General features: G+C 53.9%; 12 protein-coding genes. 8 read left to right on the top strand and 4 right to left on the bottom strand.

Annotation, left to right across the window (positions count from 1 at the left end):
* Positions 1-7 precede the first annotated feature (7 nt).
* The 4 genes from EDF82_RS20880 to map all read right to left on the bottom strand — a co-directional run bounded on the left by EDF82_RS20880 (position 8) and on the right by map (position 5027).
* Positions 8-397: a DUF3461 family protein gene (locus EDF82_RS20880; protein WP_004858100.1), complete on the bottom strand. Its 390-nt coding sequence runs from the start codon at positions 395-397 to the stop codon at positions 8-10.
* A gap of 111 nt (positions 398-508) precedes the next feature.
* A complete protein-coding gene (gene dapD / locus EDF82_RS20875; protein WP_004872026.1) occupies positions 509-1333 on the bottom strand; it encodes a 2,3,4,5-tetrahydropyridine-2,6-dicarboxylate N-succinyltransferase in 825 nt (274 codons plus the stop codon).
* A gap of 34 nt (positions 1334-1367) precedes the next feature.
* Positions 1368-4031, bottom strand: coding sequence for a bifunctional uridylyltransferase/uridylyl-removing protein GlnD (gene glnD / locus EDF82_RS20870; RefSeq protein ID WP_123757415.1), 2664 nt, complete (start codon positions 4029-4031; stop codon positions 1368-1370).
* Positions 4032-4232: 201 nt separating this feature from the next.
* Positions 4233-5027, bottom strand: a complete 795-nt coding sequence (gene map / locus EDF82_RS20865; RefSeq protein ID WP_123757414.1) for a type I methionyl aminopeptidase — start codon at positions 5025-5027, stop codon at positions 4233-4235.
* 325 nt (positions 5028-5352) lie between these two features.
* On the opposite strand from map, the gene rpsB reads away from it, so the two are divergent.
* The 8 genes from rpsB to rseP all read left to right on the top strand — a co-directional run bounded on the left by rpsB (position 5353) and on the right by rseP (position 13305).
* The gene (gene rpsB, locus EDF82_RS20860; protein ID WP_100682499.1) at positions 5353-6078 is read left to right on the top strand and encodes a 30S ribosomal protein S2; all 726 of its coding nucleotides are present in this window, start codon (positions 5353-5355) and stop codon (positions 6076-6078) included.
* 120 nt (positions 6079-6198) lie between these two features.
* On the top strand, positions 6199-7050 hold the full coding sequence (gene tsf / locus EDF82_RS20855) for a translation elongation factor Ts (protein WP_123757413.1): 852 nt from the start codon (positions 6199-6201) through the stop codon (positions 7048-7050).
* A 146-nt stretch (positions 7051-7196) separates the two neighbouring features.
* A complete protein-coding gene (pyrH, locus tag EDF82_RS20850) occupies positions 7197-7922 on the top strand; it encodes a UMP kinase (RefSeq protein WP_123757412.1) in 726 nt (241 codons plus the stop codon).
* Between the two features lie 150 nt (positions 7923-8072).
* Entirely contained in the window at positions 8073-8630 is a 558-nt protein-coding gene (gene frr / locus EDF82_RS20845; RefSeq protein ID WP_004858114.1) for a ribosome recycling factor, read from the top strand.
* A gap of 228 nt (positions 8631-8858) precedes the next feature.
* Positions 8859-10061 carry a 1-deoxy-D-xylulose-5-phosphate reductoisomerase gene (gene ispC / locus EDF82_RS20840; RefSeq protein WP_123757411.1) on the top strand — a complete coding sequence of 401 codons (1203 nt, stop codon included), beginning with the start codon at positions 8859-8861 and terminating at the stop codon, positions 10059-10061.
* Between the two features lie 251 nt (positions 10062-10312).
* Complete coding sequence (gene ispU, locus EDF82_RS20835) at positions 10313-11071, top strand: (2E,6E)-farnesyl-diphosphate-specific ditrans,polycis-undecaprenyl-diphosphate synthase (protein WP_123757410.1); 759 nt, start codon at positions 10313-10315, stop codon at positions 11069-11071.
* 12 nt (positions 11072-11083) lie between these two features.
* On the top strand, positions 11084-11941 hold the full coding sequence (gene cdsA, locus EDF82_RS20830) for a phosphatidate cytidylyltransferase (RefSeq protein WP_123757409.1): 858 nt from the start codon (positions 11084-11086) through the stop codon (positions 11939-11941).
* A gap of 11 nt (positions 11942-11952) precedes the next feature.
* Positions 11953-13305 carry a sigma E protease regulator RseP gene (rseP, locus tag EDF82_RS20825; RefSeq protein WP_123757408.1) on the top strand — a complete coding sequence of 451 codons (1353 nt, stop codon included), beginning with the start codon at positions 11953-11955 and terminating at the stop codon, positions 13303-13305.
* The last annotated feature ends 16 nt before the right edge of the window (positions 13306-13321 follow it).

Below are 13321 nucleotides of genomic sequence, written 5' to 3'. Positions count from 1 at the left end.
AAGGGCGTTATTTGTTGCGGGTCAGTTTTTCCAGATCGGCTTCAATTTCGCTGATCTTATGGGTAACGACGCTTTCCAGATGACGCAGATCGTCGAGGATCTTGCGTTTAAGATCGACTTCGGTGCGATCGCGCTGGCAGATCTGGTCCAGCTCATCAATCACGTAGCGCAGGTTCGGGCTGATTTCCTGGACTTCTTTATACCCCTGGCCGACGCCATCGGCGACCACGGTTTTACGCTGACGCGGGTATTTAAACTTAACGCTTTTAGCGAAGAATTCGCCTTTGTCCTTCTGAAAATAGATTTTCAGAATGTCGTTGTTGGCTTCTTGCCGGAGGCTGTAACGATCGATTTCATCAGGATTGGTAATGCCCAAACTTTTCAGATTGTCGTACATAGCGGTATCCTTGAATTAAACATAACCTTTGAATAATTAACGATAAAATGTCTTTTCGCCAGCGGCAGATACAAAAAAAGCGGGGTTGCCCCCGCTTTTTAAACGACTTGCTTAGTCGATGGTGCGCAGCAGTTCGTTGATGCCGACCTTACCGCGGGTCTTCGCATCGACTTTCTTCACAATCACCGCGCAGTACAGGCTGTATTTGCCATCTTTAGACGGCAGGTTGCCGGAAACCACTACGGAACCCGCCGGAACGCGACCGTAGAACACTTCGCCGGTTTCGCGGTCGTAAATTTTGGTGCTCTGGCCCAGGTATACGCCCATGGAGATAACGGAGCCTTCTTCGACGATGACGCCTTCAACCACTTCAGAGCGTGCGCCGATGAAGCAGTTATCCTCGATGATGGTCGGGTTAGCCTGCAGCGGCTCCAGAACGCCACCGATGCCGACGCCGCCGGACAGGTGAACGTTTTTACCAATCTGCGCGCAGGAACCGACGGTCGCCCAGGTATCAACCATGGAGCCTTCATCAACGTAGGCGCCGATGTTAACGTAGGACGGCATCAGGACGGTGTTGCGGGCAATGAATGCACCCTGACGCACCGCAGCCGGTGGCACCACGCGGAAACCTTCTTTCTGGAAACGCGCTTCGTCGTAGTCAGCGAATTTCATCGGTACTTTATCGAAGTAGCGGCTTTCCGCACCGTCGATAACCTGGTTATCGTTAATACGGAAAGAGAGCAGAACCGCTTTCTTCAGCCATTGATGGGTGACCCACTGGCCATCGATTTTTTCAGCGACACGCAGCGCGCCGGAATCAAGCAGAGAAATCACCTGGTTAACCGCTTCGCGGGTTACGGTATCCACATTTGCCGGCGTGATGTCGGCGCGACGCTCAAAGGCGGACTCAATAACATTCTGTAATTGCTGCATTGTTTACTCTTTCTCTTTACACATTAAAAGTTCGTCACCCTTTATCGTTTGGATTGAGGGCCTCTGTCAACCGTTGTTGTACTTCTTGTTGTAGCTCATTATTAAGCCCACGCCGGTCTGCCGTCGCGATTATAAATAAATCTTCTACTCGCTCACCAATTGTCGTAATTCTGGCCCCATGGAGTGAAATATTGAGGTCGGCGAACACCTGACCGACGCGCGCCAGCAGTCCGGGCTGATCGAGGGCAATCAGTTCAAGGAATGATTTTCTGTCGGTGTGCGTTGGCAAGAAATTGACTTCGGTGGCCACGGAGAAATGACGCAGTTTTGCGGCCTGTCGGCGTGGCGCCGGTGGCTGCCAGCTGCGTTGGGTAATGGTCTGCTCGAGGCCAAGTCGAATCATCTCATGGCGATCGGCGGAAAGCGGGCTGCCGTCCGGCTCCAGGACGATGAAGGTGTCCATCGCCATCCCGTCACGGGTGGTAAAGACCTGCGCATCGTGGACGCTCAGGTTGCGGCGATCCAGCTCGCCACAGACGGCGGCGAAAAGATAAGGCCGGTCCGGGCTCCAGATAAAGATTTCTGTCCCGCCGCGGGTTGCCTGCGAGCTGAGCAGGATCATCGGTTTACTGAGATCGTGCTTGAGCAAATTGCGGGCGTGCCAGGCGAGCTGGTTTGGCGTATGGCGAACGAAGTAGTTGGCGCGACAGCGGTTCCAGATTTGATGCAGCGCCTCTTCGTTAATGTTTTCCATCCGCAGGAGCGCCAGCGCCTGTAGCTGATGGTGGCGAACTCGTTCGCGCATATCCGGCGTGCTTTGCATACCCCGACGCAGCTGTTTTTCCGTCGCGAAGTAAAGCTCGCGCAGCAGGCTCTGTTTCCAGCTGTTCCACAGGGTTTCGTTGGTTGCACAGATATCGGCGACGGTCAGGCACACCAGGTAGCGCAGGCGGTTTTCCGTCTGCACCTCTTCGGCGAACTGCTTGATGACTTCGGGATCCTGAATATCGCGGCGCTGCGCGGTGACCGACATCAGAAGATGATGGCGCACCAGCCAGGCGACCAGTTGGGTCTCTCTGGAGTTGAGCCCGTGCAGCTCGGCAAATTTCAGTACGTCCTGCGCGCCGAGCACCGAGTGATCGCCCCCACGGCCTTTGGCAATGTCATGAAACAGCGCCGCAATCAGAATCAGTTCCGGGTGGGTCAGGCGAGGCCACAGCTCGACGCACAGCGGGTGACGACTGCGGGTTTCTTCTTTGGCGAAGCTTTCCAGCTTCAGCAGCACGCGGATCGTATGCTCATCGACGGTATAGGCATGGAACAGGTCAAACTGCATCTGGCCGACAATATGCGACCACTGCGGCATGTAGGCCCACAGCACGCTGTGGCGGTGCATCGGCAACAGGCCACGGCTGACAGCGCCCTGATGGCGCAACATGCTGAGGAAAATGCTGCGCGCTTCCGGGATATAGCACAGAGGCTGGGTCAGGTGGCGCCGGGCATGGCGCAGATGGCGCAGGGTTGTGGAGTAGATCCCGGTGATGTTGCTGTTTCGCACCATGATATAGAACATGCGCAGGATGGCCTGCGGCTCACGGATAAACAGCGTGTCGTCGCGCAGATCGATGAGCGTGCCGCGCAACTGGAAATCATCATCAATGGGCCGCGGCTTTTCATCTTCCGTGAGGGCGAGGATTGCTTCATCGAACAGCTGGAGCAGCATGTGATTCAGCTCGCCGACCCGTCGGGTGACGCGGAAGAAATCCTTCATCATGTACTCGATCGGCTGGTTTCCCTCGCCTTCGTAGCGCAGTCGACGGGCCACGCTGAGCTGGCGGTCAAACAGCAGACGGTTGTCGTAGCGGGTGAGCTCCAGATGCAGAGCAAAGCGGATCCGCCAGAGCTGGTGCAGACACTCGTTAAGTTCGTTGCGCTCCGCTTCAGTAATAAAGCCGAAACCGACCATTTCATCCAGCGAGGTGGCGCCAAAGTGGCGACGGGCAACCCACTGCAGGGTGTGAATATCGCGCAGCCCACCGGGGCTGCTTTTCACATCCGGCTCGAGGTTATAGCTGGTGCCATGATAACGCTGGTGGCGGATCTGCTGCTCTTCGACCTTGGCGGCAAAGAACTTCTCCGAGGGCCAGAAGCCATCGCTGAAGATATGCTTCTGGAGTTCCAGGAACAGAGCGACGTCGCCGATCAGCAGGCGTGATTCAATCAGGTTGGTGGCGACGCTAAGGTCGGATAGCCCTTCGAGAAGACACTCTTCCAGCGTACGGACGCTGTGACCGACCTCCAGCTTGATGTCCCACAGCAGCGTCAGCAGTTCCCCCACTTTCTGCGCCTGGTCATCGGCGAGTTTTTTGCGACTGAGGATCAGAAGGTCGACGTCGGAGAGCGGATGCAGTTCGCCACGACCGTATCCGCCAACCGCTACCAGCGCCAGGTCGTTGACCGAACCAAAGCCGTAATCAACCCACAGCCGCTGAAGCAACTGGTCGATAAATTCGGTCCGCGCTTCGATTAGCTGTTCGGCGGCGATGCCGCTATCAAACGCCTCGCCCAGCCAGCGCTGGAAGCTATCAAGGTGTGCCTTGATGGCGGCACAGTGTAAATCCGCCTGTGGCCAACTGCCGGGATTCGCCGGCTGACCGGAAAGGGGAGGGGAGACAGTGTCAGGTAAAGGGTTGCTCATTGCGTCACCATATGAAAAAACTATCGCCCATAAAAAATCGCCGGGAGCGATTTTTAACGTCGCTTGCGGCGGCCCGAAGGGTGACGGGCAGGAAGCCCGTCATAATAAACGCCGGGAGCGATTTTTAACGTCGCTTGCGGCGGCCCGAAGGGTGACGGCAGGACGCTTGTCATAAAAAAGCCGGCGGGCGCCGGCTTTTCGTTATGCGTCGTGCGAGATTATCGCCGGGATGGTGTCATCCTTGCGTAACGTCAGAATCTCACAGCCGTTCTCTGTCACCACAATAGTATGCTCGTACTGCGCAGACAAGCTCCGGTCTTTGGTTTTCACCGTCCAGCCGTCTTTCATGCTGCGGATCTCTTTTTTGCCGGCGTTGACCATCGGCTCGATGGTGAAGGTCATGCCAGGTTTGAGCACCACATTGGTTTCCGGGGAGTCGTAGTGCAGCACCTGCGGCTCTTCATGGAAGCCGCGGCCGATGCCGTGACCGCAGTATTCGCGTACGACCGAGAAACCTTCGGCTTCAACGAATTTCTGGATAGCGGCGCCAATCGCGCGCAGGTTGATTCCCGGCTTGACCATCTTCAGGGCCAGATACAGGCTTTCCTGGGTGATGCGGCACAGGCGCTCGCCGAGGATGGTCGGTTTGCCGACGATAAACATCTTCGAGGTATCGCCGTGGAATTCATCCTTAATCACCGTCACATCAATGTTGACGATGTCGCCGTCTTTCAGCAGTTTTTCGTCATCAGGGATGCCGTGACAAACGACCTCATTAATAGAGATGCACACGGATTTCGGGTAGCCGTGGTAGCCGAGGCAGGCTGAGATTGCTTGCTGGTTGTTGACGATATAATCGTTACAGATACGGTCCAGTTCGCCGGTGCTGACGCCCGGTTTCACGTAAGGTTCGATCATTTCCAGCACTTCAGCGGCCAGGCGGCCGGCCACGCGCATTTTTTCGATGTCTTCAGGTGTTTTAATAGATATAGCCATGGTGGATTCTGTCCAGCTGCGCCGATTTTTTCGACAATAATAGAGTAAGTCCTGTCAATGTTAACAGTCCGGGCGACCTGGTGCCAAATTGAGAATCATTAACAGCACGTGACGTCAACAAGAGTTGGTGTCCGGTCTGGTTTTGTGGTATAAAGCGCGCCGGACTTCCGTTCCATTCGAACTACACAGGATGGACTGAAGCGACAAATCTCATTTTGTGTAAATAACACACACGTATCGGCACATATTCCGGGGTGCCCTTTGGGGTCGGTAATATGGGATACGTGGAGGCATAACCCCAACTTTATCTATAGAGGTTTTAAACATGGCAACTGTTTCCATGCGCGACATGCTCAAGGCTGGTGTTCACTTTGGTCACCAGACCCGTTACTGGAACCCGAAAATGAAGCCTTTCATCTTCGGCGCACGTAACAAAGTTCACATCATCAACCTTGAGAAAACTGTACCGATGTTCAACGAAGCTCTGGCTGAACTGAACAAAATCTCTGCACGTAAAGGTAAAATCCTTTTCGTCGGTACTAAACGCGCTGCAAGCGAAGCGGTAAAAGAAGCTGCTAACAGCTGCGACCAGTTCTTCGTGAACCATCGCTGGTTGGGCGGCATGCTGACTAACTGGAAAACCGTTCGTCAGTCCATCAAACGTCTGAAAGACCTGGAAACTCAGTCCCAGGACGGTACTTTCGAGAAGCTGACCAAGAAAGAAGCGCTGATGCGTACTCGTGAGCTGGACAAGCTGGAAAACAGCCTGGGCGGTATCAAAGACATGGGCGGCCTGCCGGACGCACTGTTTGTTATCGATGCAGACCACGAACACATCGCTATCAAAGAAGCAAACAACCTGGGTATCCCGGTATTTGCTATCGTTGATACTAACTCCGATCCGGACGGCGTAGACTTCGTTATCCCGGGTAACGACGACGCAATCCGCGCAGTAAGCCTGTACCTGGGTGCTGTTGCGACTACCGTGCGTGAAGGTCGTTCTCAGGATCTGGCTTCTCAGGCTGAAGAAAGCTTCGTAGAAGCTGAATAATAAGGTCTATCCCTTATTTAGTACCGTGTATAAATAGGGGCCTATATTTGGCCCCTTTTTCACTTTTAAACCTGTCTGGTTCTGCGAACCGGGCAGGTCATCTCTCCCGAGGATTAAAGAATGGCTGAAATTACCGCATCCCTGGTAAAAGAGCTGCGCGAACGTACTGGCGCAGGCATGATGGATTGCAAAAAAGCGCTGACTGAAGCTAACGGCGACATCGAGCTGGCAATCGAAAACATGCGTAAATCCGGCGCGATCAAAGCAGCGAAGAAAGCAGGCAACGTTGCTGCTGACGGCGTGATCATCACTAAAATCGATGGCACCTACGGCATCATTCTGGAAGTTAACTGCCAGACTGACTTCGTTGCTAAAGATGGTGGTTTCCAGGCATTTGCTAACAAAGTTCTGGATGCAGCTGTTGCTGGCAAAATCACTGATGTTGACGTTCTGAAAGCACAGTTCGAAGAAGAGCGTGTTGCGCTGGTTGCTAAAATCGGTGAGAACATCAACATTCGTCGCGTTTCTGCTCTGGAAGGCGACGTTCTGGGTTCATACCAGCACGGTGCACGTATCGGTGTTCTGGTTGCTGCTAAAGGCGCCGATCAGGAGCTGGTTAAACAGCTGGCAATGCACATCGCTGCAAGCAAGCCTGAATTCGTTAAGCCGGAAGACGTTTCTGCTGAAGTCGTTGAGAAAGAGTACCAGGTTCAGCTGGACATCGCGATGCAGTCTGGTAAGCCGAAAGAAATCGCAGAGAAAATGGTTGAAGGCCGCATGAAGAAATTCACCGGCGAAGTTTCTCTGACTGGCCAGCCGTTCGTAATGGACCCGAGCAAATCTGTTGCTCAGCTGCTGAAAGAGCACAACGCTGACGTAACTGGCTTCATCCGCTTTGAAGTGGGCGAAGGCATCGAGAAAGTTGAGACCGACTTTGCAGCAGAAGTTGCTGCGATGTCCAAGCAGTCTTAATTTTCACAAGGAGCCGCCTGAGGGCGGCTTCTTTTTGTGCCCGTTTTGTAAATTCAGCGCAATGCTTATAGTGGCTGTGCTGAAAAGCGACATACAATGTCGCCAGAATTAACTCATCTCACTTGTCACCGTCTCAGGAAAGAAACATGGCTACCAATGCAAAACCTGTCTACAAACGTATTCTGCTTAAGTTAAGTGGCGAAGCTCTGCAGGGTTCGGAAGGCTTCGGTATTGATGCAAGCATACTTGACCGTATGGCTCAGGAAATCAAAGAACTGGTTGAACTGGGTATTCAGGTCGGCGTCGTGATTGGTGGTGGTAACCTGTTCCGTGGTGCTGGTCTGGCGAAAGCGGGTATGAACCGCGTTGTGGGCGACCACATGGGCATGCTGGCAACGGTGATGAACGGCCTTGCAATGCGAGATTCTCTCCATCGCGCCTATGTGAACGCTCGCCTGATGTCAGCGATTCCGCTGAATGGCGTGTGTGATAACTACAGCTGGGCGGAAGCGATCAGCCTGCTGCGTAACAACCGCGTTGTTATCCTGGCTGCGGGTACCGGTAACCCGTTCTTCACTACCGACTCTGCAGCCTGCCTGCGCGGTATTGAAATCGAAGCCGATGTGGTGCTGAAAGCCACCAAAGTCGACGGCGTATTTACCGCTGACCCGGCCAAAGATCCGACCGCAACGATGTACGAGCAACTGAGCTACAGCGAAGTGCTTGATAAAGAACTGAAAGTTATGGATCTGGCCGCCTTTACCCTGGCGCGTGACCACAAATTGCCGATTCGCGTCTTCAACATGAATAAACCTGGCGCACTGCGTCGCGTGGTGATGGGCGAAAAAGAAGGCACTTTGATTACGGAATAATTCCCGTCAGCGCCAAATCCGGGTAATATTCCGCTTTACTTTCGCGGGTGCATTGCCCGGTGATTTGCATTAAACCTGACTATACTTAGCTCACTTTTGCGGTGAGCGACCGTCTGGTCTGTCTGAGACAAGTTTTCAAGGATTCGTAACGTGATTAGCGATATCAGAAAAGATGCTGAAGTACGCATGGAAAAATGCGTCGAAGCGTTCAAAACCCAAATCAGCAAAATACGCACGGGTCGTGCTTCTCCCAGCCTGCTGGATGGCATCGTCGTGGAATACTACGGCACGCCGACGCCGCTGCGTCAGCTGGCAAGCGTAACGGTAGAAGACTCACGTACTCTGAAAATCAACGTGTTCGACCGCTCTATGAGCCCGGCCGTTGAGAAAGCCATCATGGCTTCCGACCTCGGCCTGAACCCAAGCTCAGCGGGTACCGACATTCGCGTTCCGCTGCCGCCGCTGACGGAAGAACGTCGTAAAGATCTGACGAAGATCGTACGCGCCGAAGCCGAGCAGGCTCGCGTGTCAGTACGTAACGTTCGTCGTGATGCCAACGACAAAGTAAAAGCGCTGCTGAAAGACAAAGAGATCAGCGAAGATGACGATCGCCGTTCTCAGGACGACGTGCAGAAAATGACTGACGCCGCCATTAAGAAAGTTGATGCGGCGCTGGCAGATAAAGAAGCGGAACTGATGCAGTTCTGATTCTCTGCTGAAGCGACCGCCGCGCATCGCTGCTGATGGGCTGCGGTCGTCAAGTCTGAAACGCCGTACAGAAGACCGAACGCGCAGTTCCTGGGATTGTGTTAAACGGGGTGCATTTGACGCTTATTAAAGCCGATCTTGTGCAAAACCGTTCCCATGTTACTGATGCGCAAGGGCTTGCTGGCGGCGTTTTTCTTTTTATCCTGTCTCAATTCTTCTGGACATCTCATGAAGCAATTAACCGTTCTCGGTTCGACCGGTTCAATTGGATGCAGCACGCTGGATGTGGTGCGCCATAACCCCGATCGCTTTTCCGTCGCCGCGCTGGTCGCGGGGAAAAATGTCGACCGTATGGTTGAACAGTGTCTGGAATTCTCCCCTGGCTACGCGGTCATGGACGATGCGCAAAGCGCGGATACGTTGCGCATTCGGCTGCGTGAAAGCGGTAGCCAGACTGAAGTATTGAGCGGCCAGCAGGCTGCCGCTGACGTTGCGGCGATGGACCATGTCGATCAGGTGATGGCTGCGATCGTAGGCGCCGCAGGGCTGGTGCCGACGCTGGCGGCAATTCGTGCCGGTAAAACGGTGCTGCTGGCAAATAAAGAATCTCTGGTGACCTGCGGGCGTCTGTTTATGGATGCGGTGCAGCAGTCCGGCGCGCGTTTGTTGCCCGTTGATAGCGAACATAACGCTATTTTTCAGAGTATGCCGGTAACTGTTCAACATAATCTTGGATACGCTGATTTAACGCAGAATGGCGTTTCGTCGATTCTGCTGACCGGTTCGGGTGGTCCTTTCCGGGAGACGGCAATAGCCGATCTGGCTGCAATGACGCCGGATCAGGCCTGCCGCCATCCTAACTGGTCAATGGGACGCAAAATTTCCGTGGATTCCGCCACCATGATGAACAAGGGGCTGGAATATATCGAAGCCCGCTGGTTGTTCAACGCCTCGGCCCGGCAGATGGAAGTACTGATCCACCCGCAATCCGTGATCCATTCGATGGTGCGTTATCTTGACGGTAGCGTGATTGCGCAGCTTGGCGAACCAGACATGCGCACGCCTATCGCCCATACGATGGGGTGGCCAGAGCGCCTCAATTCCGGTGTGCCGGCGTTAGATTTCTGTCAGTTGAGTCACCTGAGCTTTTCCGCGCCGGATTATGGACGTTACCCCTGTCTGAAACTGGCGATGGATGCATTTGAGCATGGTCAGGCGGCAACCACGGCGCTGAATGCGGCAAACGAAATCTCCGTCGCTGCCTTCCTGGCGCAAGAGATTCGCTTCACCGACATTGCCGCGATCAACCAGGGCGTGCTGGATCAACTGGCGCTGGATGAGCCTCAAAGCATTGAGGAAGTACTGGCGATCGACGCCCATGCCAGGGTGACCGCACAGCAACAGATTAAACGTCTGATAACGCGGGTCTGAACCTCAGCGACACGCTGTGATATTTGTGGGCGCTGGGCTTCAGTGATATAGTCTGCGCCACCCAATCGTTACATATTGATGTAATAGATTTCGGTGGCCGTGGAAAAACACGGCTTTTTTGCGTAAAGCTTTTGGTTGTTCTCTGCGATTAGCTGCAGCTTCGGCACTGGATAAAAATGCGTATACAGCGCTGACCTGTTGCTTGCGTTTAGTGGCTTGGCTAATCCTTATTATGGACTTAAAACGCATATATGTTGTCTGCTAATCACACTGTCAGCGAAGGGTCGCTTGCTCATGGCTGCCGTCATGTCGCCATTATTATGGATGGCAACGGTCGCTGGGCTAAGCAACAAGGAAAAATTCGCGCATTCGGCCATAAAGCCGGGGCGAAATCGGTTCGTCGTGCCGTTTCTTTCGCGGCGAACAATGGTATTGAAGCGTTAACGCTATACGCATTCAGCAGTGAGAACTGGAACCGCCCCGCGCAGGAAGTTACTGCATTGATGGAACTGTTTGTCTGGGCACTGGATAGCGAAGTCAAAAGTCTGCACCGGCACAACGTCCGTCTGCGGATTATCGGCGATACAACGCGTTTTAATTCCCGTCTACAGGAGCGTATCCGCAAAGCGGAAGCGTTGACGGAAAACAATACAGGCTTAACGCTGAATATTGCCGCGAACTATGGTGGGCGCTGGGATATTACTCAGGGTGTCCGCCATCTGGCTGAACAGGTACAGAAAGGGTTACTTCAGCCCGCACAGATCACCGAAGACATGCTGAGTCAGCAGGTCTGCATGCATGAGCTGGCACCTGTAGATTTAGTTATTAGGACCGGGGGAGAGCATCGCATCAGTAATTTTTTGATTTGGCAAATTGCCTATGCCGAACTTTACTTTACCGATGTTCTTTGGCCCGATTTTGCTGAACAGGACTTTGAAGGTGCACTTCATGCCTTTGTTAATCGAGAGCGTCGTTTCGGCGGCACTGAGCCGGGTGGCAATCATGCCTGATGGGGGTCACTTTTGCTGAAGTATCGCCTGATATCGGCTTTGGTCTTAATTCCCGCGGTAATTGCGGCGCTTTTTCTGTTGCCGCCGGCGGGGTTTGCTATTGTCACGCTGGTTGTCTGCATGCTCGCTGCCTGGGAGTGGGGACAATTTAGCGGTTTCACTTCTACCTCACAACGCATCTGGCTGGCGCTGCTTTGCGGCCTGCTGTTAGCGTTGATGCTTTTCCTGATGCCAGAATACCACTATGACGTACATCAGCCTTTGGTTGAGGGGGCGCTGTGGGCGTCGTTTGGCTGGTGGATTGTGGCGCTGCTGCTGGTGCTGTCTTACCCGGCATCTGCCGCGTTCTGGCGGAACTCTAAAGTTCTGCGCCTGATCTTCGGCATTCTGACCATCGTTCCCTTTTTCTGGGGCATGCTGGCGTTACGCGCATGGCACTATGCCGATAACCACTACAGCGGCGCACTGTGGTTGCTGTACGTGATGATTCTTGTCTGGGGTGCCGATTCCGGTGCCTATATGTTTGGCAAGCTGTTCGGTAAGCACAAGCTGGCACCTAAGGTCTCTCCGGGGAAAACCTGGCAGGGCTTCTTCGGTGGCCTGGTGACCGCCGCGGTGATCTCCTGGGCCTACGGTCTGTGGGCAAATCTCGATGTGACCCCAACGGTACTGCTGATTTGTTCTGTGGTCGCCGCGCTGGCATCAGTACTGGGTGACCTGACAGAGAGTATGTTTAAGCGAGAGGCCGGCATTAAGGATAGCGGTCATCTGATTCCCGGACACGGTGGAATACTGGATCGTATCGACAGCCTGACGGCGGCGGTACCGGTGTTTGCCTGTCTGCTATTGTTGGTCTTCAGGACGATTTGACGGAAGGTTTTATGCTAAGCGTACTCTGGAATTTGGCTGCCTTTATCATTGCGCTGGGCGTATTGATCACCGTGCATGAGTTTGGTCATTTCTGGGTGGCTCGTCGCTGTGGCATCCGCGTTGAACGCTTCTCCATTGGTTTTGGTAAAGCGTTATGGCGACGCAGCGACAAGCAGGGGACGGAATTCGTCATCGCGCTTATCCCACTCGGTGGCTACGTCAAGATGCTCGACGAACGCGTCGAGCCGGTGGCGCCAGAGATGCGCCACTACGCGTTTAACAACAAAACCGTGGGCCAGCGGGCGGCAGTAATCGCCGCCGGGCCTATCGCCAACTTCATTTTTGCCATCTTTGCCTACTGGCTGGTCTTCATTATAGGCGTCCCCGGCGTTCGCCCTGTCGTTGGCGAAATAGTACCCGATTCGATTGCTGCACACGCACAAATTGCAAAAGGAACGGAACTTAAAGCGATAGATGGCATCGAAACGCCTGATTGGGATGCCGTGCGTATGGCGCTGGTGACGAAGATTGGCGATGAGCAAACAATAGTTTCGGTCGCCCCTTTCGGCAGCAGCCAGCGTCAGGATAAAATCCTCGATCTGCGGCACTGGGCTTTCGAGCCGGATAAACAAGATCCGGTAGCGTCGTTAGGTATTCAGCCTCGCAGCGCGCAGATTGATACGGTTCTGGCGGAAGTACAGGCAAACTCGGCTGCGAAGAAGGCTGGTTTGCAAGCGGGCGACAGGATCGTTAAAGTCGATGGCCAGCCGTTAACGCAGTGGATGACGTTTGTTAATCTGGTGCGTGACAACCCAGGCAAGGCGCTGGTGTTGGACATTGAGCGACAGGGGACCCCCTTATCTGTTACGCTGACGCCTGATACGAAGTCCGCAAAAGGTAAGGCTGAAGGGTTTGCAGGAGTGGTACCAAAGGTCATTCCGCTGCCCGATGAATATAAGACAGTGCGTCAGTATGGGCCGTTTGCGGCCATTGCTGAAGCCACGGATAAAACCTGGCAACTGATGTCGTTGACGGTCAGGATGTTGGGTAAATTGATAACCGGTGATGTCAAACTGAACAACCTCAGCGGGCCGATTTCTATCGCCCAGGGGGCTGGAATGTCAGCGGAGTTTGGGTTGATTTATTATCTGATGTTCCTCGCGCTGATTAGCGTGAACCTCGGGATAATCAATCTGTTCCCGCTTCCCGTCCTGGACGGGGGACACCTGCTGTTTTTGGCAATTGAAAAACTGAAGGGCGGGCCGGTATCCGAGCGAGTTCAAGACTTTAGTTATCGCATTGGCTCAATACTGCTGGTGTTGTTAATGGGGCTTGCACTTTTCAATGATTTCTCTCGGTTGTAAGAGAGTTTGTTAGGAA

Origin of the sequence: Klebsiella sp. BIGb0399 (assembly GCF_003752615.1) — a bacterium.
In the GTDB taxonomy this organism is placed as follows: Bacteria; Pseudomonadota; Gammaproteobacteria; order Enterobacterales; family Enterobacteriaceae; genus Klebsiella; species Klebsiella lignicola.
This window is presented reverse-complemented; position numbering and strand designations above follow the sequence as displayed.

Bases quoted from the DNA above. Each gene is read 5' to 3' on its own strand.
- glnD (WP_123757415.1), bottom strand. From the start codon at position 4,031: ATGAGCAACCCTTTACCTGACACTGTCTCCCCTCCCCTTTCCGGTCAG.
- EDF82_RS20880 (WP_004858100.1), bottom strand. From the start codon at position 397: ATGTACGACAATCTGAAAAGTTTGGGCATTACCAATCCTGATGAAATC.
- map (WP_123757414.1), bottom strand. From the start codon at position 5,027: ATGGCTATATCTATTAAAACACCTGAAGACATCGAAAAAATGCGCGTG.
- rpsB (WP_100682499.1), top strand. From the start codon at position 5,353: ATGGCAACTGTTTCCATGCGCGACATGCTCAAGGCTGGTGTTCACTTT.
- pyrH (WP_123757412.1), top strand. From the start codon at position 7,197: ATGGCTACCAATGCAAAACCTGTCTACAAACGTATTCTGCTTAAGTTA.
- tsf (WP_123757413.1), top strand. From the start codon at position 6,199: ATGGCTGAAATTACCGCATCCCTGGTAAAAGAGCTGCGCGAACGTACT.
- dapD (WP_004872026.1), bottom strand. From the start codon at position 1,333: ATGCAGCAATTACAGAATGTTATTGAGTCCGCCTTTGAGCGTCGCGCC.
- ispU (WP_123757410.1), top strand. From the start codon at position 10,313: ATGTTGTCTGCTAATCACACTGTCAGCGAAGGGTCGCTTGCTCATGGC.
- ispC (WP_123757411.1), top strand. From the start codon at position 8,859: ATGAAGCAATTAACCGTTCTCGGTTCGACCGGTTCAATTGGATGCAGC.
- rseP (WP_123757408.1), top strand. From the start codon at position 11,953: ATGCTAAGCGTACTCTGGAATTTGGCTGCCTTTATCATTGCGCTGGGC.